Source organism: Pseudomonas sp. PDM30, assembly GCF_019218985.1.
Classification (GTDB): Bacteria; Pseudomonadota; Gammaproteobacteria; order Pseudomonadales; family Pseudomonadaceae; genus Aquipseudomonas; species Aquipseudomonas jessenii.
The window spans coordinates 602,235-623,126 of sequence record NZ_JAHUWM010000001.1; the positions used below are offsets into that span (position 1 = coordinate 602,235).

Genomic DNA, 20,892 nt, shown 5'->3' on the forward strand with positions numbered 1-20,892 from the left:
ACTATAGCAGCAATGATTAAGTGCTTCAATTCCATAAAAAATTGTTATCATCCGCGCCATGACGACGACTACCCCCCCGACTCCAGGCGTACAACTGCTTGAGGTCTCGCCGGAATATGCCGGCCAACGCATTGATAATTTCCTTCTCGCCCGACTCAAAGGCGTGCCCAAGACCTTGATTTATCGCATTTTGCGCAAGGGCGAAGTGCGCGTGAACAAAGGTCGGATCAAGCCCGAGTACAAGCTGCAGGCGGGCGATATCGTGCGCGTGCCGCCGGTTCGCGTGCCTGAGCGCGACGAACCGGTGCCGCTGGCACAAGGCCTGTTGCAGCGGCTAGAGGCCTCGATTGTCTTCGAAGACAAGGCGCTGATCGTGATCAACAAGCCCGCGGGCATTGCTGTTCATGGTGGTAGCGGCCTGACTTTCGGGGTAATCGAAGCCTTTCGTCAGTTGCGCCCCGATTGCAAAGAGCTCGAACTGGTTCACCGTCTCGACCGTGATACGTCCGGCCTGTTGATGATCGCCAAGAAGCGCAGCATGTTGCGCCACTTGCACACCGCATTGCGCGGTGATGGCGTCGACAAGCGCTACATGGCGCTGGTCCGCGGTAACTGGGCGAGCTCGATCAAGCAAGTCCGTGCGTCGCTGGGCAAGAGCAATCTGCGCTCCGGCGAGCGCATGGTCGAGGTCGACGAGGAGGAGGGGAAGGAGTCCGTGACCGTGTTCAAGGTCCTGCGCCGCTTCGGCGACTTTGCCACCCTGATCGAAGCCAAGCCGATTACCGGCCGGACTCACCAGATCCGCGTCCATACCTTGCACGCCGGGCATTGCATCGCTGGCGACACCAAGTATGGCGACGAAGGTTTCAGCAAGGAAATCCGCGATCTGGGCGGCAAGCGCCTGTTCCTGCACGCCTACATGCTGACGGTGCCGCTCCCCGATGGTGGTGAGCTGAAGCTGCAAGCGCCGGTCGACGAGATGTGGGCCAAAACCGTGGAGCGATTGAGTGCGCCCATCTGACTACAAGCTGTTGATCTTTGATTGGGACGGCACTCTGGCCGATTCCATTGGTCGGATTGTCGAGGCGATGCACGTTGCCTCGCAGCGTTCCGGTTTTGAGCTGCGCGATGATCTGGCCGTCAAGGGCATCATCGGCCTGGGCTTGCCGGAAGCGATCCGCACCCTGTACCCCGAAATCGGCGACGCCGAGCTGATCGCGTTCCGCGAGCACTATGCTGAGCATTACATCGCGTCGGAGGCTGTGCCTTCGCCGCTGTTCGAGGGTGTGGTCGAGTCGCTCGAGGCATTTCGTGCCGAGGGCTATCATCTGGCTGTGGCGACCGGCAAGGCCCGTCGCGGGCTGGATCGGGTGTTGAAGTCCCATGGCTGGGAGAATTACTTCGATATCACTCGCGCCGCCGACGAAACCGCCAGCAAGCCCCACCCGCTGATGCTCGAACAGATTCTCGCCCATTGCGAGGTCCGCCCGGAACAGGCGTTGATGGTGGGTGATTCGTCCTTTGATTTGCAGATGGCGCGCAACGCCGGCATGGGTTCGGTGGCCGTCAGTTATGGCGCTCAATCGATCGATGCGTTGAGGTTGTATGAGCCGCGACTGGCCATCGACCGTTTTTCAGAATTGCATGCCTGGCTGAATCAGCGGGCTTAACCGGTTGTTTTTGGGGTGGATGGCATGACCGACGAATGGAAGGCGCCCGCCAAGGCAAGCGCAGAGAGCGGTGACGACAAAAGCTGGAAACTGCTGGAAAAGACCCTGCTGGCCGGCATACAGGAGCAGCGCCGGTCCCGTCGCTGGGGGATATTCTTCAAGTTTCTGATTTTTGTGTATCTGTTCGGCGCCATTGCCCTGTTTTCGCCTCTGATGGATATGGAAAAGGCCGGCACCCTTAGTGCCAATTACACGGCGTTGATCGATGTGAGAGGCATGATTGCCGACAAGGAGTCGGCCAGTGCAGACAATATCGTTGGCAGCTTGCGTGCTGCTTTCGAGGACAAGAAGGTCAAGGGCGTCATCCTGCGCATCAACAGCCCGGGCGGCAGTCCGGTGCAGTCGGGTTATGTCTATGACGAGATCAAGCGTCTGCGCGGTCTGCACCCGGACATCAAGCTCTATGCGGTCATTTCCGATCTGGGGGCTTCCGGCGCTTACTACATCGCCAGTGCGGCGGATCAGATCTACGCCGACAAGGCGAGCCTGGTCGGCTCCATCGGTGTGACGGCAGCCGGTTATGGCTTTGTTGGCACCATGGAGAAGCTGGGTGTCGAACGTCGTACCTACACGTCTGGCGAGCACAAGTCGTTCCTCGATCCGTTCCAGCCACAGAAGCCGGAAGAAACCGCCTTCTGGCAGGGCGTGCTCGATACGACCCACAAGCAGTTCATCAATAGCGTCAAGCAGGGTCGTGGCGACCGCTTGAAAGACAAGGAGCATCCGGAGTTGTTCTCTGGCCTGGTCTGGTCCGGCGAGCAGGCACTGCCATTGGGATTGATCGATGGGCTGGGTAATGCCAGTTCGGTTGCGCGGGATGTGATCGGTGAGAAAGAACTGGTGGACTTCACCGTTCAGGAATCGCCATTCGATCGCTTTTCGAAAAAGCTCGGCGCCAGCGTGGCTGAGCATTTGGCGATGTGGATGGGTTTTAACGGTCCGTCGCTGCGCTGATTCTGATGTGACATGAAAAACCGGCCTGCGTGGCCGGTTTTTTAGTATCGGGATTCAGGGAACCTGTACGCCTTCAGTCAGCAGCATGTCGATCAGGCGAATCAGCGGCAGGCCGATCAGGCTGGTGGCGTCAGGTCCCTCGGTGCTGCGAAACAGGCTGACCCCCAGGCCTTCGGCCTTGAAGCTGCCTGCGCAGTCGTAGGGTTGTTCGGCGCGCAGGTAGCGTTCGATGCGAGGTGCGTCGAGTGTGCGCATGTGTACGGTGAACGGCACGCAATCGACCTGGCAGTGCCCGGTCTGGCTGTTGAGCAGGGCCAGGCCGGTGAGGAACGTCACGCTGGCACCGCTGGCGGCCAGCAGTTGTTCCCGGGCTTTTTCGAATGTGTGGGGTTTGCCGATAATCCGCTCTCCCAGTACGGCGACCTGGTCGGAGCCGATTATCAGATGAGCGGTATGGCTGTCGGCCAGGGCGCGCGCTTTCTCTTCGGCGAGGCGCTTGACCAGCTCGATGGCGGACTCAGCCGGCCGATGGCTTTCGTCGATATCCGGCGAGCTGCAAGTGAAAGGCAGCTGCAGGCGGGTCAGCAATTCCCGGCGATAGGCCGAGCTGGAAGCGAGTATTAAAGGCAGCATGCACAACTCCATAAGGCGTGTGCGAATTCTAGCGAGGCTTCCAAGTGACGGACAGGGCTGAATTTCCTTTGACATGGGCGGGTGCATCCCTATAATGCTGCGCCTATGTTGAATGACCCGATTCCACCTCACGTTGACCCGCGCAAATTGGCTGATCGTGGCACCACCCTTCAAGGTGAAATGCTGCTGGCCGATTTGGAGAGACTCTGCGACCCGCTTTCCGACAATGTCGGTACGGTGCAGGCTAAATTCGTTTTTGAACGAGATGAACGTAAATCTGTGGTCATCCACAGCTTTATCGACACTGAAGTCAAAATGGTTTGCCAGCGTTGTCTTGAGCTGGTCACCCTGCCGATCCATAGCGAATGCAGTTACGCTGTGGTGAAGGAGGGTGCGAATACCCAGTCGTTGCCGAAAGGTTATGACGTGCTGGAACTGGGCGAAGATCCTTTGGATCTGCAGTCACTGATCGAGGAGGAGCTTCTGCTCGCCTTGCCCATTGTGCCTGCTCATCATCCGGAAGAATGCCAGCAGCCGGCGGGAGCAGATGAGCCCGAACCGAGCGAGGACGAGGTAACGCGGTCCAACCCGTTCAGTGTATTGGCGCAGTTAAAGCGTGACCCAAACGTTTAGGAGTTAATCAATTATGGCTGTTCAGCAGAACAAAAAATCCCGCTCTGCCCGTGACATGCGCCGTTCGCACGACGCTCTCGAGGCTAGCACCCTGTCTGTAGAAAAAACCACCGGTGAAGTTCACCTGCGTCACCACGTATCGCCAGAAGGCGTATACCGTGGCCGTAAAGTGATCGACAAGGGCGCTGACGAGTAATCACTTGTCCGCTCAAGTCATCGCGATTGACGCAATGGGCGGGGACTTCGGTCCCCGCAGCATTGTCCAGGCCAGCCTTGCTTGCCTGTCTGCCACACCCTCGCTGCACCTGACCCTCGTCGGTCAACCCTCCCTTCTTGAAGAACTGATCGCTGGCCATCCGGCTGTGGATCGCGCGCGCCTGTCGATAATGCCAGCGTCCGAAGTCATCACCATGGACGAAAAGCCTGCCCAGGCCTTGCGCGGCAAACCCGACTCGTCGATGCGCGTGGCGCTTGAGTTGTTGCGTGATGGCAAGGTCCAGGCTTGTGTCAGTGCCGGTAATACCGGTGCGCTGATGGCGTTGTCGCGGTTCGTGCTCAAGACCTTGCCCGGCATTGATCGTCCGGCCATGGTGGCGGCGATTCCGACACAAAAGGGCTATTGCCAGTTGCTCGACCTGGGCGCCAACGTCGACTGCAGTGCTGAGCATCTGTTGCAGTTTGCGGTCATGGGCTCGGTGGCGGCCGAGACCCTGGGCATAGCGCGTCCTCGGGTGGCGTTGCTGAACATCGGCACCGAAGACATCAAGGGCAATCAACAGGTCAAGCTGGCCGCGACTTTGTTGCAAGGCGCCCGTGGTATCAACTACATCGGCTTCATCGAAGGTGATGGCTTGTATCGCGGTGAGGCGGACGTGGTGGTCTGCGATGGCTTTGTCGGTAATATCCTGCTCAAGTCCAGCGAAGGTCTTGCGACCATGATTGCTGCGCGTATCGAAGCCTTGTTCAAGAAGAGTCTCGCTTCCCGCGCTGTCGGTGCCTTGGCGCTGCCTTTGATGAAACGCCTGCAGGCTGATCTGGCGCCGGCGCGACATAATGGCGCAAGCTTCCTCGGCTTGCAGGGCATCGTGGTGAAAAGCCACGGTTCTGCTGGTGTCCAGGGGTTTCAGAGTGCCATTCAGCGCGCCTTGATCGAGATTCAGGAGAATCTTCCCGAGCGCCTGCACGGTCGTCTGGAGGATTTGTTGCTTTAGGCGTTTTCGTCGGACAATGCTTAAATGTGACCGCTTGGTTCGATGGGCCATCCAACTGTCAGTTTCTTGCGTCCCCAAAGCGGGGCGCCAACTCTCCGACGACAAGATCATTAGGGGCTTGTTACATGTCTGCTTCCCTCGCATTCGTCTTTCCAGGACAGGGTTCGCAGTCCCTCGGCATGCTGGCCGAGCTGGGCGCGCAACATCCGGTTGTCCTTGAAACATTCAAAGAAGCTTCCGATGCACTGGGTTACGACCTGTGGGCACTGACCCAGCAAGGGCCGGAAGAGCAACTCAATCAAACCGATAAAACCCAGCCAGCCATTCTGACCGCCTCTATCGCCCTGTGGCGTTTGTGGCTGGCCGAAGGTGGTGCGCGCCCGGCTTACGTTGCCGGGCACAGCCTGGGTGAATACAGCGCGCTGGTCGCGGCAGGCAGTCTGAGCCTGGGCGATGCGGTGAAGCTCGTCGAGCGTCGTGGCCAGCTGATGCAGGAAGCCGTTCCGGCCGGGCAGGGCGGCATGGCCGCCATCCTGGGTCTGGACGATGCCGACGTACTGGCAGCCTGTGCCGAAGCGGCGCAAGGCGAAGTGGTCAGCGCGGTCAATTTCAACTCGCCGGGCCAGGTGGTCATCGCCGGTGCCAAGGCTGCCGTCGAGCGCGCCATCGAAGGCTGCAAGGCGCGTGGTGCCAAGCGCGCCATGCCGTTGCCGGTCAGCGTGCCGTCGCACTGCGAGCTGATGCGCCCGGCTGCCGAGCGTTTCGCCGAATCGATCGCGGCGATCGACTGGCAGGCACCGCAGATTCCCGTAGTGCAGAACGTCAGTGCCCAGGTGCCGGCCGATCTGGAAACCCTCAAGCGCGATCTGCTCGAGCAACTGTACAAGCCAGTACGCTGGGTTGAATCGGTCCAGGCACTGGCCGCCAAGGGCGCGACCAACCTGGTCGAGTGTGGCCCGGGTAAAGTACTGGCCGGTCTGAACAAGCGTTGCGCCGAAGGCGTGTCGACATCCAACCTCAATACCCCAGACGCTTTCGCTGCCGCCCGTGCAGCGTTGGCCTGAATCAGGAGAAGCTTGCATGAGTCTGCAAGGTAAAGTTGCACTGGTCACCGGTGCAAGCCGTGGCATCGGCCAGGCTATCGCCCTGGAACTGGGTCGTCAGGGCGCCATCGTTGTTGGTACCGCGACCTCCGCGTCGGGTGCTGAGCGCATTGCTGCGACCTTGAAGGAAAACGGTATTCAGGGCACTGGCCTGGAACTCAATGTCACCAGCGACGAGTCCGTGGCAAGTGTTCTGGCGAGCATTCAGGAGCAATTCGGTGCGCCGGCGATTCTGGTCAATAATGCCGGTATCACCCGCGATAACCTGATGATGCGCATGAAAGACGACGAGTGGCACGACGTTGTCGATACCAATCTGAACAGTCTGTTCCGCCTGTCCAAGGGCGTTTTGCGCGGCATGACCAAAGCTCGTTGGGGCCGAATTATCAGTATTGGCTCGGTTGTGGGTGCCATGGGCAACGCAGGCCAAGTAAACTACGCTGCCGCCAAGGCCGGTCTGGAAGGTTTCAGCCGTGCTCTGGCGCGCGAAGTCGGTTCGCGTTCGATTACGGTAAACTCGGTGGCTCCTGGGTTCATCGATACCGATATGACCCGTGAACTGCCCGAGGCACAGCGTGAAGCCTTGCAGTCGCAGATTCCGCTGGGTCGTCTGGGGCAGGCTCAAGAGATCGCGTCCGTGGTCGCTTTTCTTGCGTCGGACGGTGCGGCTTACGTTACCGGAGCTACAATCCCGGTGAACGGCGGGATGTACATGTAATTCAAATGTGACGGATTGCTTCAAAAAAATGTCATACGAGCTGTCTAAAATCCGTTATAAAGCTGCAATCTATTTATAGGCAGAGGGTCACCGGGTTCGAGGAGTGAAGCTTTCAGTTGAAAAGCTGAAAAGCCTTTCTATACACTTACCCACTGGCCAGCTGCCTGAATTTGTCCATTAGGAGTGAAAACAAGGTATGAGCACCATCGAAGAGCGCGTCAAGAAAATCGTTGCTGAGCAACTGGGCGTTAAAGAAGAAGAAGTGGTCAACACTGCTTCCTTCGTTGAAGACCTGGGTGCCGACTCCCTTGACACCGTTGAGCTGGTGATGGCTCTGGAAGAGGAATTCGAGACCGAAATCCCTGACGAAGAAGCCGAGAAGATCACTACTGTACAAGCTGCAATCGACTACGTTACTAGCCACCAGGCGTAATAGTTTGTAATCGTTGCTCGCTGTCATGGAAAAACCGCACTGCCATCATGGCGTGCGGTTTTTTCTTTAGGCCTGATGCAAAGTCGTCATTTGAAAAAAGGAGAGTGCTGTGTCGCGTAGACGCGTCGTAGTCACCGGTATGGGTATGTTGTCGCCACTGGGCACGGATGTGCCGAGCAGCTGGCAGGGCATTCTGGCTGGCCGCAGTGGCATTGGTCTGATCGAACACACCGACCTTTCTGCCTATTCCACCCGTTTTGGCGGCTCGGTAAAGGACTTCAATGTCGAGGAATACCTGTCGGTCAAGGAAGCCCGCAAGCTCGACCTGTTCATTCAATACGGTCTGGCCGCAGGTTTTCAGGCGGTACGCAATGCCGGTCTGGAAGTCACTGACGCCAACCGTGAGCGTATCGGCGTGGCCATGGGCTCGGGTATTGGCGGTCTGACCAATATCGAAGAAACCGCCCGCACGCTGCACGAGACCGGCCCACGACGGATCTCTCCGTTCTTCGTGCCAGGCTCGATCATCAATATGATTTCCGGTTTCCTGTCCATCCACCTCGGTGCACAGGGACCCAACTACGCCATCGCCACGGCCTGTACCACCGGTACACACTGCATTGGCATGGCGGCCCGTAACATCATGTACGACGAAGCTGACGTGATGATTGCCGGCGGCGCCGAGATGGCGGCCTGCGGTCTGGGCATGGGCGGCTTCGGTGCTTCCCGCGCGCTGTCGACCCGCAACGACGAGCCGACCCGCGCCAGCCGTCCATGGGACAAGGGCCGCGATGGCTTCGTATTGTCCAATGGTGCCGGTGCGCTGGTACTGGAAGAACTCGAGCACGCCAAGGCGCGTGGCGCGACCATCTACGCCGAGCTGATCGGCTTCGGCACCAGTGGCGATGCCTACCACATGACCTCGCCGCCAGCCGATGGTGCGGGTGCTGCGCGCTGCATCACCAATGCGCTGCGCGATGCCAAAATCAATGGCGATCAAGTGCAGTACATCAACGCCCACGGCACCTCGACTCCTGCAGGCGACCTGGCCGAAGTCAATGCGATCAAGTCGGTATTCGGCGAGCACGCCTACAAGCTGGCCGTCAGTTCCACCAAGTCCATGACCGGTCACCTGCTGGGTGCGGCGGGCGCGGTCGAGGCGATCTTCAGCGTGCTGGCAATCAACAGCCAGGTAGCGCCGCCGACCATCAACCTCGATGAGCCGGACGAAGGCTGCGATCTCGATTTTGTGCCGCACACGGCGCGCAACATGGATATCGATGTGGTCGTTTCCAACTCCTTCGGTTTTGGCGGCACCAACGGTTCGCTGGTGTTCCGTCGGTTCGCAGGCTGATGGACAGCTGGGTCGACGGTCAGCCGGCTGACGCTTTGTCGCTGAAGGATCGCGGCCTGGCTTATGGCGATGGTCTGTTCGAGACCATCGCCGTGCGCAGCGGTCAGCCCGTGTTGCTGGACCGGCATCTGTCGCGTCTGGCGGACGGCTGTTCGCGCCTGGCGATAACGGCCGAGCAGGAGCTGATCCGCAACGAACTGCTGGCCTACGCCGCGGCACTGGGTGACGGGGTGCTCAAGCTCATTCTCACCCGTGGCGACGGTCTGCGCGGTTATGCCCCCGATCCTTCGGCCCAGGCCCGACGCATTGTGCAAGGCAGTCCACCTGCGGCTTACCCTGCCGCGCATGGTGAACAGGGTGTTCGTTTGTTTCCTTGCGCCACGCGATTGTCCAGGCAGCCATTACTGGCCGGCCTCAAACACCTCAATCGTCTTGAACAAGTCCTCGCCCGTGCCGAATGGCAGGACACCGAGCATGCCGAAGGCTTGATGCTCGATCAGGCCGGGCGCGTAATTGAGGGTGTGTTCAGCAACTTGTTCCTGGTGCGTGATGGCGTGCTCATCACCGCTGACCTCAAGCGCTGCGGCGTGGCAGGCGTGATGCGCGCAGAAATATTGTTTCAGGCCAAGTCGCTGGGAATCCCCACGCAAATCACCGATATCCCCCTCGAACAGCTGCAATGGGCTGACGAAGTCTTTGTCTGCAACAGCGTGTATGGTGTCTGGCCGGTGCGCGCCTATGCTGCTCTTCACTGGCCGGTTGGGCCGCTCACCCGTAAACTCCAAACCATTGCCCGTGTGCTACTGGATGCTTGATACGTGAGACGTAAACTCTTGCTGCTGCTGGAAACCGGTGTGGTTCTGGCGGGGCTGCTGATGGGTGCTTCAGCCTGGAAGATTCATTCGGCGCTGGTACAGCCGCTGAACATTACCCAGGAACAATTGCTGGATGTGCCCAAGGGCACCACGCCGACCCGCACCCTCTACCGACTCGAAGCCAACGGCGTCATCAAGGACGCATTCTGGCTGCGGGTGTATTGGCGCTTCAACCTCGCCAGACAACCCCTGCACAGCGGTGAATACCGCATTCAGCCCGGCATGACCGTCGAAGGCCTGATCGACCTGTGGAAACGCGGGGAAATGGTTCAGTACAGCCTGACCCTGGTCGAAGGCTGGAGTTTCCGTCAGGTCCGCGCAGCGCTGGCCAGGGAAGAGAAGCTCGAACATAGCCTCGACGGTTTGAGCGATAGCCAGGTCATGGACAAGCTCGGCCACACCGGGATTTTTCCGGAAGGGCGCTTCTTCCCGGACACCTATCGCTACGTGCGGGGCATGTCCGATGTCGAGGTGCTGAAAACCGCTTACGACCGCCTCGATGAAGTGCTCGCCAAGGAGTGGGAAAAGCGCGCTGCAGATACACCGTACACCGAACCCTACCAGGCGCTGATCATGGCTTCGCTGGTGGAAAAGGAAACCGGCGTACCGCAGGAGCGCGGGCAGATTGCCGGCGTGTTTGTGCGGCGCATGGCGATGGGCATGCTGCTGCAGACCGACCCGACGGTGATCTACGGCCTCGGCGACCGCTACAGCGGCAAGCTGACCCGGGCTCACCTCAAGGAATCGACGCCGTATAACACTTACATGAATGCGGGATTGCCGCCGACGCCGATTTCGATGGTCGGTCGCGAAGCCATCCATGCGGCACTCAATCCGGTGGACGGCAACAGCCTTTACTTCGTGGCGCGTGGCGATGGCACCCATGTGTTCTCCGACGACCTGGATGCCCACAACAATGCCGTGAAGGAGTTCCAGATCAAGCGCCGCGCCGATTACCGCTCCAGCCCGGCTCCCGCTACTGCGCCCGAGATGCCGCCAATCCAGGCTGAGCAAAACGGTATGCAGGAGGCCAAGTCTCCGCAGGAGCAGGCGCCGATCCCGGCCGCTTCACCGAACACGGCTCCCGAGGCACTGCCGCAAGTGCCGGCGCAAGATCCTGCGCCAACCCCTGAAACGCCCGAACCCGATGCAAGCGCACCGAAAAGCCCGCAATGACTCTGATTAAGGACTGCCTGTGACTGGCTTGTTTATTACTCTGGAAGGCCCGGAAGGGGCCGGCAAGAGCACCAATCGCGAATACCTGGCCGAGCGCCTGCGCGCCGCCGGCATCGAGGTGGTGCTGACCCGCGAGCCGGGTGGCACGCCGTTGGCCGAGCGCATTCGTGAAGTGCTGCTGGCCCCGGTCGATGAAGTCATGAACCCGGATACCGAGTTGCTGTTGGTGTTCGCGGCGCGTGCCCAGCATCTGGCCGAGGTGATTCGCCCGGCGCTGGCCCGCGGTGCCGTGGTCTTGTGTGATCGTTTTACCGACTCGACATACGCCTATCAAGGCGGCGGTCGCGGCTTGTCGCTGGAGCGCATCGCGACCCTGGAAACCTTCGTCCAAGGCGATCTGCGCCCGGATCTCACGCTGATTTTCGATCTGCCTGTCGAGGTCGGCCTGGCCCGCGCCAGCGCTCGTGGTCGTCTGGATCGCTTCGAGCTCGAAGGCCGGACCTTTTTCGATGCCGTACGCAGTGCCTTCCTCAAGCGGGCCAAGGCGGATCCGGCGCGTTATGTGCTGGTCGATGCTGCCCAGCCGTTGGCACAGGTTCAGCAATCGCTGGATGCCTTGCTACCGCGCCTGCTGGAGTTGAGCCGTGGCTGAGGCCTATCCGTGGCAGGAAAACCTCTGGCAGCAACTGGCCGGTCGCACCCAGCATGCGCACGCCTACCTGCTGCATGGCCCTGCCGGAATCGGCAAGCGGGCACTGGCCGAGCGCTTGATGGCCAGCTTGCTGTGCCAGCGCCCGAACGCGCTGCAAGCCTGCGGCGAATGCAAATCCTGCCTGCTGCTCAAGGCTGGCAGCCATCCGGATAACTACATCCTGGAGCCGGAAGAAGCCGACAAGGCGATCAAGGTCGACCAGGTTCGCGATCTGGTCGGTTTCGTGGTGCAGACCGCACAGTTGGGCGGGCGCAAAGTGGTGCTGATCGAGCCGGCCGAGTCGATGAACATCAACGCCGCCAACGCCTTGCTCAAAAGCCTTGAAGAACCGTCCGGCGATACCGTTCTGTTGCTGGTCAGCCATCAGCCGAGCCGCTTGTTGCCAACCATCAAGAGTCGCTGCGTGCAGCAGGCCTGTCCGCTGCCGGGCGAGGCCATGAGCTTGAAGTGGTTGGCCCAGGCGTTGCCGGAATCCTCCGAAGATGAGCGCGTCGAACTGCTGACGCTGGCCGCCGGTTCGCCGCTGGCAGCGGTCAATCTCCAGGCCCAGGGCGTGCGTGAACAGCGCACGCAAGTGGTGGAAGGGGTGAAAAAACTCCTCAAGCAACAGCAGTCGCCGACGCAACTGGCCGAAGAATGGAAAAACATTCCTATGTTGCGCCTGTTCGATTGGTTCTGCGATTGGTCGAGCCTGATCCTGCGCTATCAATTGACTCAGGATGAAGCCGGCCTCGGCCTGACCGACATGCGCAAGGTCGTGCAATATCTGGCGCAGAAAAGCGCCCAAGGCAAAGTCCTCGATATTCAGGACTGGATCCTCGCCCAGCGGCAGAAAGTCCTGAGCAAGGCCAACCTCAACCCCGCCTTGTTGCTGGAAGCATTGCTGGTGCAATGGGCGTCGTTGCCTGCCCAACGATGACTGTCTGCGCCTAGACTCTGAGTATCAGAACATCCGACCGTCCCACCCATACAAGTTGCAGCCCTTTATGCTCGTAGATTCCCATTGTCACCTTGATCGCCTTGATCTGACCGCCCATGAGGGCTCCCTGGATGCTGCCCTGGAAGCTGCCCGGCAGCGTGGGGTCGGGCACTTTCTGTGTATCGGTGTCAGCGCGGACAACGCGGCCGACGTCAAGGCCCTGGCCGAACGTTATGACGATGTCGACTGCTCGGTAGGCGTGCACCCTCTGGATGTGCAGCCGGGGGCCGCGCCGGCGCTGGACTGGCTGTTGCAGGAGCTCAATCACCCGCGGGTGGTGGCGATTGGCGAAACCGGCCTCGATTACCACTACGAGCCGGAAGCGGCAGAGTTGCAGCAGGAATCGTTCCGCCTGCACCTGCAAGCGGCGCAGCAGACCGGCAAACCGGTAATCATCCATACCCGTGGCGCCCGCACCGATACCCTGGACTTGCTGCGGGACGCGGCGCTGCCCCAGGCAGGCGTGTTGCATTGCTTCACCGAAGACTGGGAGATGGCGAAGGCCGCGCTGGACATGGGCTATTACATTTCCCTGTCCGGGATTGTCACTTTTCGCAATGCCGACGCATTGCGTGATGTGGCCAGCAAGGTGCCGGCCGACCGATTGCTGGTGGAAACCGACTCGCCGTACCTGGCACCGATCCCCTATCGCGGCAAACCAAACCTGCCGCAGTACGTGCGTGAAGTTGCGGAATTTCTGTCAATGTTGCGCGGTGAGCCCTACGAGCGGTTTGCTGAGCAAACCACGGCGAATTTCAAGCGACTGTTCCCGCTGGCACACGTAAAAGGTTAAATCGCAGGCAAAAAAAACCCGGGTTCTGGGGGGTGAATCCGGGTTAAGACCATTAGGAGTAAAACAATGGCACGCGGTCCGTTGGTACCAATATCGGCGTGACACTTGGGGGAGATGCCCCGCCGACAGTTCAAGTATTGATCAGGATTGCGCCTCGTCCAGTTTACCGGTCCGGGTTTTTAAACAAATTTGGAATACGTGCGCTTCGGAAGAGTTCTCATCACCCTGTAAACGTACGCAGAATGACCAGAAAGCGCAGATATGGTCGGATGATCCGTGCATTTTTGCGTAAGTTAGGCATAATACGCGGCTTCGAATTTTGACCCCGACAGACCTTTTCTTATGCATAAAGAACCTCGTAAGGTCCGTGAATTCCGTCGCCGCGAGCAGGAAATTCTCGATACCGCGCTCAAGCTGTTCCTCGAACAAGGTGAAGACAGTGTCACCGTCGAGATGATTGCTGATGCCGTCGGTATCGGCAAAGGCACGATCTACAAGCACTTCAAATCCAAGGCGGAAATCTATCTGCGCCTGATGCTCGACTACGAGCGCGATTTGAACGCTCTGCTGCATTCGGCCGATGTCGACAAGGACAAGGAAGCCCTGTCCCGGGCCTACTTCGAATTCCGCATGCGCGATCCACAACGCTATCGCCTGTTCGACCGCCTCGAAGAGAAAGTGGTCAAGGGCAACCAGGTGCCGGAGATGATCGAGGAGCTGCACAAGATCCGTGCCTCGAACTTCGAACGCCTGACCTTGCTGATCAAGGGCCGGATCAGCGAAGGCAAGCTGGAAGACGTGCCACCTTACTTCCACTACTGCGCGTCCTGGGCGCTGGTGCACGGTGCCGTCGCGCTGTATCACTCGCCGTTCTGGAGCAATGTGCTGGAAGATCAGGAAGGTTTCTTCCAGTTCCTGATGGACATCGGCGTGCGCATGGGCAACAAGCGCAAGCGTGACACCGACACTTCCGGCAGCTGAGCCATTCAGTTGCCTTATTGCGCCATGATTTCGCTACATGGCGCAGTAGCGCAGGAATATACTCAGGTAGAGGACTTGCTAAAACTTGATTTCTGAGTCAAGTTTTAGCGGCCCGATATTCTTCCGCCGGAGTGACCATGATCGTTGATCGTCAAGGCAGGCGTTTTCGCAACTTGCGAATCAGTCTGACCTCTGCCTGCAATTACGCCTGTACCTACTGCGTGCCCAACGGCAAGCGGCTGGTGGCTGCGCAGGATGAATTGTCGGCCGAAGCCATGGCGCGCGGCGTGGCTTATCTGATTGAAGCGGCGGGCATCGAGCGTCTGCGCATTACCGGCGGCGAGCCGCTGGTCAGCCCGAAACTCGAGGCGTTCATGACGGCGGTCGGGCAGATGGGCCTGGAAGACATCAGCCTGACCACCAATGGCCAGTTGCTGGCGAAGAAACTGCCGCTGCTGGTGAACGCTGGTATCCGGCGCCTCAACGTCTCCCTCGATACTCTCGACGCCAGTGCGTTCCGCAGTATTGCCCGGGGCGGCGACCTGGCCACCGTGCTCGACGGCATGAGCGAGGCCAGTGCGGCCGGCATGAAGATCAAGGTCAACATGGTGCCGCTGCGCGGACAGAACCTCGATCAAGTGATGCCGCTGCTCGACTACTGCCTGGAGCGCGGTTATGAACTGCGCTTCATCGAACTGATGCGCATGGGCCACCTGGCCAACGATTCCAATGCCTTTCTGCAGCAGTTCGTCAGTCTCCAGCAATTGCTGAGTCTGATCGGCGAACGCTACGAATATCTGCAAGCCGATGCCCCGGTCGATGCGACGGCCGTTCGATATGAAATTCCCGGCCAGGGTTATTTCGGCGTGATCGCCAACGAGAGCGTGCCTTTCTGCCGTACCTGTTCGCGACTTCGTTTGTCTTCCACCGGGTGGCTGCATGGCTGCCTGTCGTCGAGCAATCGCCATTACATCGGTGACCTGCTGGACAAGCCACGCCATCAGGCCCTGCCGGCCTTGCAGCGGCTGCTGGTGAAAGCCTTGGGTGACAAGCAGGAAGTGGCGTTCTCTGGCGGCGCGACTGTCATGAAGATTATCGGCGGTTGAACCTGCGCAATCGCGAGCAAGCTCGCTCGCGATTCGGTCTGTCAGATGCTGATGCTAATGAGCTGGCGCGGAAGCTGCATCCTACGGCCATTCGCCGGTTTTCCGACACCGGCCTCTGGAGGATAGGATGCGTAGCCTGGTTTTGCTGCTGGCCGTTTTGGCACTTGGTGGCTGCATGAACGTCAGCGATATGGCCGAAGGGACTCGTTACCATATGAGCGATGCGGGGCTGCTCGATCACAGTGACAGCCGTCGCGTAAACAACCTGCGTATTCAGCCGGACTCGTTCGTCTACATCGCCCAGGGCGCTTTCATGCCGCCGGGCAGCGCCGTTTATCCGCGGCCCAACGTGATTGCCGAAGTCGCGTTCAACGGCTTCGTCGAATATTTCCCGATGGTCCGCCGTGCCCGTACGCCGGAAGGCCTCGACCAGGCCATGGGCGAAGCCCGTGCCGCCGGTGCGCACTATCTGCTCTACACCCGGTTTGCCAGGTCTGACGACCGTATCGGCAACTCGGACGAGTGGCTGGACCAGGAAGCCCTGGATCGTCTCGGCATCGACAGCGGTATGATTCAGATCATGTTGATCGAGACCAGCACCCAATATTTGATTGATACTGCAACCATCAAGAGTCGTGGCGGTTTACTGACGTTCCACGATAAAAAACCCGAAGACCTGATGGGCCCGCCGCTGGAACAATACGCGCGCAGCCTGCTGGGGCTCAGCGACCAGTAATTTCAAGGAGAACGCCATGAGTGGCCCGCAAAAAGCCAACGACTTGCTGGGGCAAATCCCCAAGACCAAAGGCTTGCCGCCGGTGCACCTGTGGAATCCCGATTTCTGCGGCGACATCGACATGCGCATCGCCCGGGACGGCACCTGGTATTACCTGGGCACGCCGATCGGGCGCAAGCCGATGGTCAAACTGTTCTCCACCATCATTCGCCGCGACGGCGATGATTATTTCCTGATCACACCGGTGGAAAAGGTCGGGATCAAGGTCGACGATGCGCCGTTCGTGGCGATTGCGGTGGACGTGGAAGGCGAGGGCGAGGCGCAGGTGTTGCGCTTTACCACCAACGTCGATGAAACCACCGAGGCCGGCGCCGAGCACCTCCTGCGTGTGGTCATCGACCCGGTAACGCAGGAGCCTGCCCCTTACGTGCATGTGCGCAGCAATCTCGAAGCGTTGATCCATCGCAACGTGTTCTATCAATTGGTGGAGCTGGCGGTGAGTCGCGAGATCGACGGCCAGCGCTGGCTCGGTGTATGGAGTGGCGGCGAGTTCTTCCCCATCGGTCTCGAACCCTGACCCATAACCCTGTGGGAGCGAGCTTGCTCGCGATGAGGGCATAACATTCAACATCCATGTTGCCTGTTACTCCGTCATCGCGAGCAAGCTCGCTCCCACAGTGGTTTCTGCGAACACTCAAAAAATCAAATTGACATCCAATCATATGATGATTAGCGTGGGCCTCCATTGCGAACGGCATTGAGGTGTCCATGTCCAGCAGCTTTCATGCATCGACGGTTGACTGGCTGGGTTGCTGGCTCGCCACGGGGCAGGTCAAGCCAGGTGAGTCACTCAAGGTCGAAGCCGACCTCGGCGAACAACTCGGCGTGAGCCGCACGGTCATCCGTGAAGCCATCAAGACCCTGGTTGCCAAAGGCATGCTTGAGGTCGGGCCGAAAGTCGGCACGCGGGTATTGCCAGTGCGGCGCTGGAACCTCTTCGATCCACAAGTCGTTGGCTGGTTGTCGCGCAGCGGCTTACCGGAAAACTTCGTCGACGATCTGCTCGACCTGCGCCGCACCATCGAACCGATGGCCGTGCGCTGGGCCTGCGAGCGCGCAACCGGCGAACAGGTGAACGAGATCCTGTTGGCCTGCAACGCGCTGGAACGGGCGGTGGACAGCGGCATCGATTACAACCGCGCCGATCAGTTCTTCCACGAGTGCATCCTCGCCGCCAGCCACAATCAATTCATTGAACAAATGGTTCCCGCCCTCGGCGCGTTGCTGGCGGTGGCCTTTGAAGTGTCCGCCGCCGACCCGGATGAACTGCGTCGCACCCTGCCGATTCACCGGGACCTGGCCGAGGCTATCGCGGCCCGGGATACCGCCCGGGGTGTCTGGGCCTGTATGACCCTGATCGATAACGCGGACCTTGCTATCAAGCGTTACTACCCGCAAGTCATGGCCGATAAAAAAGCCAGCTGACAGCTCGAACCACTGTAGGAGCGAGCTTGCTCGCGATGGTGTATCAGCTACCGCCAGGTCGACTGGCACACCTTCGCGAGCAAGCTGGCTCCTACACAATAAAAACAAGAACAACGCAGGAGGTTTCATGGCGTGGACTGCGGTGACCGAGCATCGGGCACAACTGGGTGAAGGCCCGTTCTGGGATGCGCCCACCCAAGCCCTGTACTGGGTGGATATCGCCGGTAAGCAGGCGTTGCGGTTGATCGGCGCCAACGTGCAGATCTGGCAGATGCCGGAGCACGTGTCGGCGTTCATTCCCTGCGAAAGCGGCGATGCCCTGGTGGCATTGAGCAGCGGCGTGTATCGGCTCGATCTCGATTCACCGGGCCTGGCGCCGCGCCTGACACTGTTTTGCGTTGCGGATCCGCAACCGGGCAACCGCCCCAATGAAGCCCGTTGCGACGCCCAGGGCCGGCTCTGGCTCGGCACCATGCAAAACAACATCGGCGCAAACGGCGAAGACCTGCCCATCGTCCACCGTTCCGGTGGACTGTTCCGCATCGATCGCGCCGGGCGGGTTGCGCCGTTGCTGCGCAATCTGGGCATTCCCAACACGCTGCTGTGGAGCGATGACGCCACCAGCGTGTATTTCGGCGACAGCCTCGACGGCACCTTGTATCGACATTTCATCCGTACCGACGGAGCCCTCGATGCGCCACAGGTCTGGTTTGGTCCGCACGGGCGTGGCGTCCCGGACGGTTCAGCGATGGATGCCGAAGGTTTTATCTGGAATGCCCGTTGGGACGGCAAGTGCCTGCTCAGGTTGAGCCTGGACGGCAAAGTCGATCGGATCATTGAACTGCCGGTCAGTCGTCCCACCAGTTGCGTGTTCGGCGGTTCAGACCTCAAAACCCTGTACATCACCAGCGCGGCCAGTCCGCTGGGCCATCCGTTGGATGGGGCTGTGTTGTCGATCGCAGTGGATGTGGCTGGAAAACATTGCACGCGCTTTGCTGGATAAATCCCGGAATATGGGATGTAAATATATATATTGAGATTTGTCGCAGGCCGGGTTTATAGTCGGCCTCACCAGTTACATGCACTCACACTTAAAAAAACAAAACAGGTGAAGTGATGCAGCGAAGTTCCCCCGTGCTCCCTTGCGGAGCCTGTGCCTCAGAACGTTTCCAGGCTGAAACGTTTTCGCACTCACCTGTTTCCTACCCAGCGCCTTTTGACCGGACATCGACAGATGCCCGGTTTTCGTCGTGTTTTCGAACAGGAGTCTTGATTCATGGCTGAACCACTGTCATTGCCACCGGTGCCCGAACCGCCCAAGGGCGAACGCCTGAAAAACAAGGTCGTCTTGCTGACCGGTGCCGCCCAGGGTATTGGCGAAGCGATTGTGGCGACCTTCGCGTCCCAGCAGGCCAGGCTGATCATCAGCGACATTCAGGGCGAGAAAGTCGAGAAGGTCGCGGCGCATTGGCGAGACCAGGGCGCCGATGTGGTGGCGATCAAGGCCGACGTGTCGCGTCAGCAGGACCTGCACGCCATGGCCCGGCTGGCGATCGACCTGCACGGCCGGATCGATGTGCTGGTCAACTGCGCCGGGGTCAACGTATTCCGCGATCCGCTGGAAATGACCGAGGAAGACTGGCGTCGCTGCTTTGCCATCGACCTCGATGGTGCCTGGTACGGTTGCAAGGCAGTGCTGCCGCAGATGATCGAGCAGGGCGTCGGCAGCATCATCAATATCGCGTCCACCCATTCCACCCACATCATTCCTGGCTGCTTCCCGTACCCGGTGGCCAAGCATGGCCTGCTCGGTCTGACCCGCGCGCTGGGCATCGAATATGCGCCCAAGGGTGTGCGCGTCAACGCGATTGCGCCGGGCTACATCGAAACCCAGTTGAACATCGATTACTGGAACGGTTTTGCCGACCCCCACGCCGAACGCCAGCGCGCGTTTGACCTGCACCCGCCGCGCCGCATCGGGCAGCCGATCGAAGTGGCAATGACCGCCGTGTTCCTGGCCAGTGATGAAGCGCCGTTCATCAATGCCTCGTGCATCACCATCGATGGTGGTCGCTCGGTGATGTACCACGACTGAGTGATCGGGCTTTCCGGCGCCTTGCTTCGCCTGAAATCCAATCATCATACGATATGACTATTGGCAGTATGTTTTTACCGCCCGTTGGTTAACAAAGAACGCTTTCAACGAGTGCTCAAGAAAAATAACAAGGAGTCAGCTTATGAATCGTCGTCATGCTATCCGTTCCCTGTGCTGTGCCGCGTTGGCGGTCTCGGCGTTCAGCCTGAGCAACACGCTGCTGGCAGTCGAGGAAGTGAAGATCGGTTTCCTGGTCAAGCAGGCCGAAGAACCCTGGTTCCAGACCGAGTGGGCCTTTGCCGAAAAGGCCGCGAAAGAGAAAGGCTTCACCCTGATCAAGATCGCTGTGCCCGACGGTGAGAAAACCCTTTCTGCCATCGACAGCCTCGCGGCCAATGGCGCCAAGGGGTTCGTGATCTGCCCGCCGGACGTGTCCCTTGGCCCGGCGATCATGGCCAAGGCCAAACTCAACGGGTTGAAAGTGATCGCCGTCGATGACCGTTTCGTCGATGCCAGCGGCAAGTTCATGGAAGACGTGCCGTACCTCGGCATGGCCGCTTTCGAAGTCGGCCAGAAACAAGGTAATGCCATGGCGACCGAAGCGAAGAAACGCGGCTGGGACTGGAAAGACACCTATGCGGTGATCAACACCTACAACGAGCTCGACACCGGCAAGAAGCGCACCGACGGTTCGGTGAAAGCGCTGCAGGATGCCGGCATGCCGAAAGACCACATCCTGTTCGCGGCCCTCAAGACCCTCGACGTGCCGGGCAGCATGGACGCTACCAATTCGGCCCTGGTGAAACTGCCGGGGGCGGCGAAAAACCTGATCATCGGCGGCATGAACGACAACACCGTGCTCGGCGGGGTGCGCGCCACCGAGAGCGCCGGTTTCGCCGCAGCCAACGTGATCGGCATCGGCATCAACGGTACCGACGCCATCGGCGAGCTGAAGAAACCCGACAGCGGCTTCTACGGCTCGATGCTGCCGAGCCCGCACATCGAGGGCTACAACACCGCCAGCATGATGTACGAGTGGGTCACCACCGGCAAAGAACCGGCGAAGTACACCGCCATGGATGACGTGACGCTGATCACCCGCGACAACTTCAAGCAGGAACTGGAAAAGATCGGCCTGTGGAACTGACGGCCGTTTGACTTCAGCGGCGGCCTCGGCGGCGGGGT

Annotated in this window: 24 protein-coding genes; 23 read left to right on the forward strand and 1 reads right to left on the reverse strand. The window is 59.7% G+C overall.

Annotation, left to right across the window (positions count from 1 at the left end):
* Nucleotides 1–58 precede the first annotated feature (58 nt).
* Genes rluC through KW840_RS02815 form a run of 3 tightly spaced genes read left to right on the forward strand, consistent with a single transcriptional unit; the run spans nt 59 to nt 2,684 of the window.
* A complete protein-coding gene (rluC, locus tag KW840_RS02805) occupies nt 59–1,021 on the forward strand; it encodes a 23S rRNA pseudouridine(955/2504/2580) synthase RluC (RefSeq protein ID WP_007977058.1) in 963 nt (320 codons plus the stop codon).
* Complete coding sequence (locus KW840_RS02810; protein ID WP_154909309.1) at nt 1,008–1,670, forward strand: HAD-IA family hydrolase; 663 nt, start codon at nt 1,008–1,010, stop codon at nt 1,668–1,670. Before rluC ends, KW840_RS02810 begins: the two co-directional genes overlap by 14 nt.
* Before the next feature lie 24 nt (nt 1,671–1,694).
* The gene (locus KW840_RS02815; RefSeq protein ID WP_150812203.1) at nt 1,695–2,684 is read left to right on the forward strand and encodes a S49 family peptidase; all 990 of its coding nucleotides are present in this window, start codon (nt 1,695–1,697) and stop codon (nt 2,682–2,684) included.
* Nucleotides 2,685–2,738: 54 nt separating this feature from the next.
* Here KW840_RS02815 and KW840_RS02820 read toward each other — a convergent pair whose 3' ends face one another.
* Nucleotides 2,739–3,317 carry a nucleoside triphosphate pyrophosphatase gene (locus KW840_RS02820; RefSeq protein ID WP_218494405.1) on the reverse strand — a complete coding sequence of 193 codons (579 nt, stop codon included), beginning with the start codon at nt 3,315–3,317 and terminating at the stop codon, nt 2,739–2,741.
* A 105-nt stretch (nt 3,318–3,422) separates the two neighbouring features.
* On the opposite strand from KW840_RS02820, the gene KW840_RS02825 reads away from it, so the two are divergent.
* From KW840_RS02825 to KW840_RS02920, 20 genes are all read left to right on the forward strand, one after another.
* Complete coding sequence (locus KW840_RS02825) at nt 3,423–3,950, forward strand: YceD family protein (protein ID WP_007942001.1); 528 nt, start codon at nt 3,423–3,425, stop codon at nt 3,948–3,950.
* A 13-nt stretch (nt 3,951–3,963) separates the two neighbouring features.
* Complete coding sequence (gene rpmF / locus KW840_RS02830; RefSeq protein ID WP_003179396.1) at nt 3,964–4,146, forward strand: 50S ribosomal protein L32; 183 nt, start codon at nt 3,964–3,966, stop codon at nt 4,144–4,146.
* A gap of 4 nt (nt 4,147–4,150) precedes the next feature.
* Nucleotides 4,151–5,161 carry a phosphate acyltransferase PlsX gene (gene plsX, locus KW840_RS02835; RefSeq protein ID WP_256353169.1) on the forward strand — a complete coding sequence of 337 codons (1,011 nt, stop codon included), beginning with the start codon at nt 4,151–4,153 and terminating at the stop codon, nt 5,159–5,161.
* A 125-nt stretch (nt 5,162–5,286) separates the two neighbouring features.
* Nucleotides 5,287–6,225: an ACP S-malonyltransferase gene (gene fabD, locus KW840_RS02840; protein ID WP_008050436.1), complete on the forward strand. Its 939-nt coding sequence runs from the start codon at nt 5,287–5,289 to the stop codon at nt 6,223–6,225.
* Nucleotides 6,226–6,241: 16 nt separating this feature from the next.
* Nucleotides 6,242–6,982 carry a 3-oxoacyl-ACP reductase FabG gene (gene fabG / locus KW840_RS02845; RefSeq protein WP_090457205.1) on the forward strand — a complete coding sequence of 247 codons (741 nt, stop codon included), beginning with the start codon at nt 6,242–6,244 and terminating at the stop codon, nt 6,980–6,982.
* Nucleotides 6,983–7,178: 196 nt separating this feature from the next.
* A complete protein-coding gene (gene acpP, locus KW840_RS02850; RefSeq protein WP_003175607.1) occupies nt 7,179–7,415 on the forward strand; it encodes an acyl carrier protein in 237 nt (78 codons plus the stop codon).
* Nucleotides 7,416–7,524: 109 nt separating this feature from the next.
* Nucleotides 7,525–8,769 (forward strand): beta-ketoacyl-ACP synthase II, encoded by a 1,245-nt coding sequence (gene fabF / locus KW840_RS02855; protein WP_057713716.1) that lies wholly within the window; start codon nt 7,525–7,527, stop codon nt 8,767–8,769.
* Nucleotides 8,769–9,584 carry an aminodeoxychorismate lyase gene (gene pabC / locus KW840_RS02860; RefSeq protein ID WP_218494406.1) on the forward strand — a complete coding sequence of 272 codons (816 nt, stop codon included), beginning with the start codon at nt 8,769–8,771 and terminating at the stop codon, nt 9,582–9,584. Before fabF ends, pabC begins: the two co-directional genes overlap by 1 nt.
* Before the next feature lie 3 nt (nt 9,585–9,587).
* Nucleotides 9,588–10,820: an endolytic transglycosylase MltG gene (mltG, locus tag KW840_RS02865; RefSeq protein ID WP_218494407.1), complete on the forward strand. Its 1,233-nt coding sequence runs from the start codon at nt 9,588–9,590 to the stop codon at nt 10,818–10,820.
* Nucleotides 10,821–10,839: 19 nt separating this feature from the next.
* Nucleotides 10,840–11,472 carry a dTMP kinase gene (gene tmk / locus KW840_RS02870; RefSeq protein WP_057713719.1) on the forward strand — a complete coding sequence of 211 codons (633 nt, stop codon included), beginning with the start codon at nt 10,840–10,842 and terminating at the stop codon, nt 11,470–11,472.
* Complete coding sequence (locus tag KW840_RS02875) at nt 11,465–12,451, forward strand: DNA polymerase III subunit delta' (RefSeq protein ID WP_218494408.1); 987 nt, start codon at nt 11,465–11,467, stop codon at nt 12,449–12,451. The genes tmk and KW840_RS02875 overlap by 8 nt, the downstream gene beginning before the upstream one ends.
* Nucleotides 12,452–12,518: 67 nt before the next feature.
* Nucleotides 12,519–13,304 carry a TatD family hydrolase gene (locus tag KW840_RS02880; protein ID WP_057713721.1) on the forward strand — a complete coding sequence of 262 codons (786 nt, stop codon included), beginning with the start codon at nt 12,519–12,521 and terminating at the stop codon, nt 13,302–13,304.
* A gap of 342 nt (nt 13,305–13,646) precedes the next feature.
* Nucleotides 13,647–14,285 (forward strand): TetR/AcrR family transcriptional regulator, encoded by a 639-nt coding sequence (locus KW840_RS02885; RefSeq protein ID WP_007977040.1) that lies wholly within the window; start codon nt 13,647–13,649, stop codon nt 14,283–14,285.
* Between the two features lie 137 nt (nt 14,286–14,422).
* Nucleotides 14,423–15,391: a GTP 3',8-cyclase MoaA gene (locus KW840_RS02890; RefSeq protein ID WP_090457196.1), complete on the forward strand. Its 969-nt coding sequence runs from the start codon at nt 14,423–14,425 to the stop codon at nt 15,389–15,391.
* Nucleotides 15,392–15,518: 127 nt separating this feature from the next.
* The gene (locus tag KW840_RS02895) at nt 15,519–16,127 is read left to right on the forward strand and encodes a DUF4823 domain-containing protein (protein WP_218494409.1); all 609 of its coding nucleotides are present in this window, start codon (nt 15,519–15,521) and stop codon (nt 16,125–16,127) included.
* A gap of 16 nt (nt 16,128–16,143) precedes the next feature.
* Nucleotides 16,144–16,704 (forward strand): DUF1285 domain-containing protein, encoded by a 561-nt coding sequence (locus KW840_RS02900; RefSeq protein ID WP_090457194.1) that lies wholly within the window; start codon nt 16,144–16,146, stop codon nt 16,702–16,704.
* 191 nt (nt 16,705–16,895) lie between these two features.
* Nucleotides 16,896–17,612 (forward strand): FadR/GntR family transcriptional regulator, encoded by a 717-nt coding sequence (locus KW840_RS02905; RefSeq protein WP_057713725.1) that lies wholly within the window; start codon nt 16,896–16,898, stop codon nt 17,610–17,612.
* A gap of 127 nt (nt 17,613–17,739) precedes the next feature.
* On the forward strand, nt 17,740–18,615 hold the full coding sequence (locus KW840_RS02910; protein WP_218494410.1) for an SMP-30/gluconolactonase/LRE family protein: 876 nt from the start codon (nt 17,740–17,742) through the stop codon (nt 18,613–18,615).
* Nucleotides 18,616–18,888: 273 nt separating this feature from the next.
* Nucleotides 18,889–19,707 carry an SDR family oxidoreductase gene (locus KW840_RS02915; RefSeq protein WP_218494411.1) on the forward strand — a complete coding sequence of 273 codons (819 nt, stop codon included), beginning with the start codon at nt 18,889–18,891 and terminating at the stop codon, nt 19,705–19,707.
* A gap of 142 nt (nt 19,708–19,849) precedes the next feature.
* On the forward strand, nt 19,850–20,854 hold the full coding sequence (locus KW840_RS02920; RefSeq protein WP_090457187.1) for a substrate-binding domain-containing protein: 1,005 nt from the start codon (nt 19,850–19,852) through the stop codon (nt 20,852–20,854).
* Nucleotides 20,855–20,892: the final 38 nt, after the last annotated feature.

What these genes read in the sequence shown, in the direction of transcription:
- KW840_RS02825 (WP_007942001.1), top strand. Translation starts at nt 3,423, where the DNA reads ATGTTGAATGACCCGATTCCACCTCACGTTGACCCGCGCAAATTGGCT.
- fabD (WP_008050436.1), top strand. Translation starts at nt 5,287, where the DNA reads ATGTCTGCTTCCCTCGCATTCGTCTTTCCAGGACAGGGTTCGCAGTCC.
- rluC (WP_007977058.1), top strand. Translation starts at nt 59, where the DNA reads ATGACGACGACTACCCCCCCGACTCCAGGCGTACAACTGCTTGAGGTC.
- fabG (WP_090457205.1), top strand. Translation starts at nt 6,242, where the DNA reads ATGAGTCTGCAAGGTAAAGTTGCACTGGTCACCGGTGCAAGCCGTGGC.
- KW840_RS02820 (WP_218494405.1), bottom strand. Translation starts at nt 3,317, where the DNA reads ATGCTGCCTTTAATACTCGCTTCCAGCTCGGCCTATCGCCGGGAATTG.
- KW840_RS02885 (WP_007977040.1), top strand. Translation starts at nt 13,647, where the DNA reads ATGCATAAAGAACCTCGTAAGGTCCGTGAATTCCGTCGCCGCGAGCAG.
- pabC (WP_218494406.1), top strand. Translation starts at nt 8,769, where the DNA reads ATGGACAGCTGGGTCGACGGTCAGCCGGCTGACGCTTTGTCGCTGAAG.
- KW840_RS02915 (WP_218494411.1), top strand. Translation starts at nt 18,889, where the DNA reads ATGGCTGAACCACTGTCATTGCCACCGGTGCCCGAACCGCCCAAGGGC.
- KW840_RS02815 (WP_150812203.1), top strand. Translation starts at nt 1,695, where the DNA reads ATGACCGACGAATGGAAGGCGCCCGCCAAGGCAAGCGCAGAGAGCGGT.
- KW840_RS02890 (WP_090457196.1), top strand. Translation starts at nt 14,423, where the DNA reads ATGATCGTTGATCGTCAAGGCAGGCGTTTTCGCAACTTGCGAATCAGT.
- KW840_RS02910 (WP_218494410.1), top strand. Translation starts at nt 17,740, where the DNA reads ATGGCGTGGACTGCGGTGACCGAGCATCGGGCACAACTGGGTGAAGGC.
- KW840_RS02900 (WP_090457194.1), top strand. Translation starts at nt 16,144, where the DNA reads ATGAGTGGCCCGCAAAAAGCCAACGACTTGCTGGGGCAAATCCCCAAG.
- KW840_RS02920 (WP_090457187.1), top strand. Translation starts at nt 19,850, where the DNA reads ATGAATCGTCGTCATGCTATCCGTTCCCTGTGCTGTGCCGCGTTGGCG.
- acpP (WP_003175607.1), top strand. Translation starts at nt 7,179, where the DNA reads ATGAGCACCATCGAAGAGCGCGTCAAGAAAATCGTTGCTGAGCAACTG.
- KW840_RS02880 (WP_057713721.1), top strand. Translation starts at nt 12,519, where the DNA reads ATGCTCGTAGATTCCCATTGTCACCTTGATCGCCTTGATCTGACCGCC.
- rpmF (WP_003179396.1), top strand. Translation starts at nt 3,964, where the DNA reads ATGGCTGTTCAGCAGAACAAAAAATCCCGCTCTGCCCGTGACATGCGC.
- KW840_RS02905 (WP_057713725.1), top strand. Translation starts at nt 16,896, where the DNA reads ATGTCCAGCAGCTTTCATGCATCGACGGTTGACTGGCTGGGTTGCTGG.
- KW840_RS02895 (WP_218494409.1), top strand. Translation starts at nt 15,519, where the DNA reads ATGCGTAGCCTGGTTTTGCTGCTGGCCGTTTTGGCACTTGGTGGCTGC.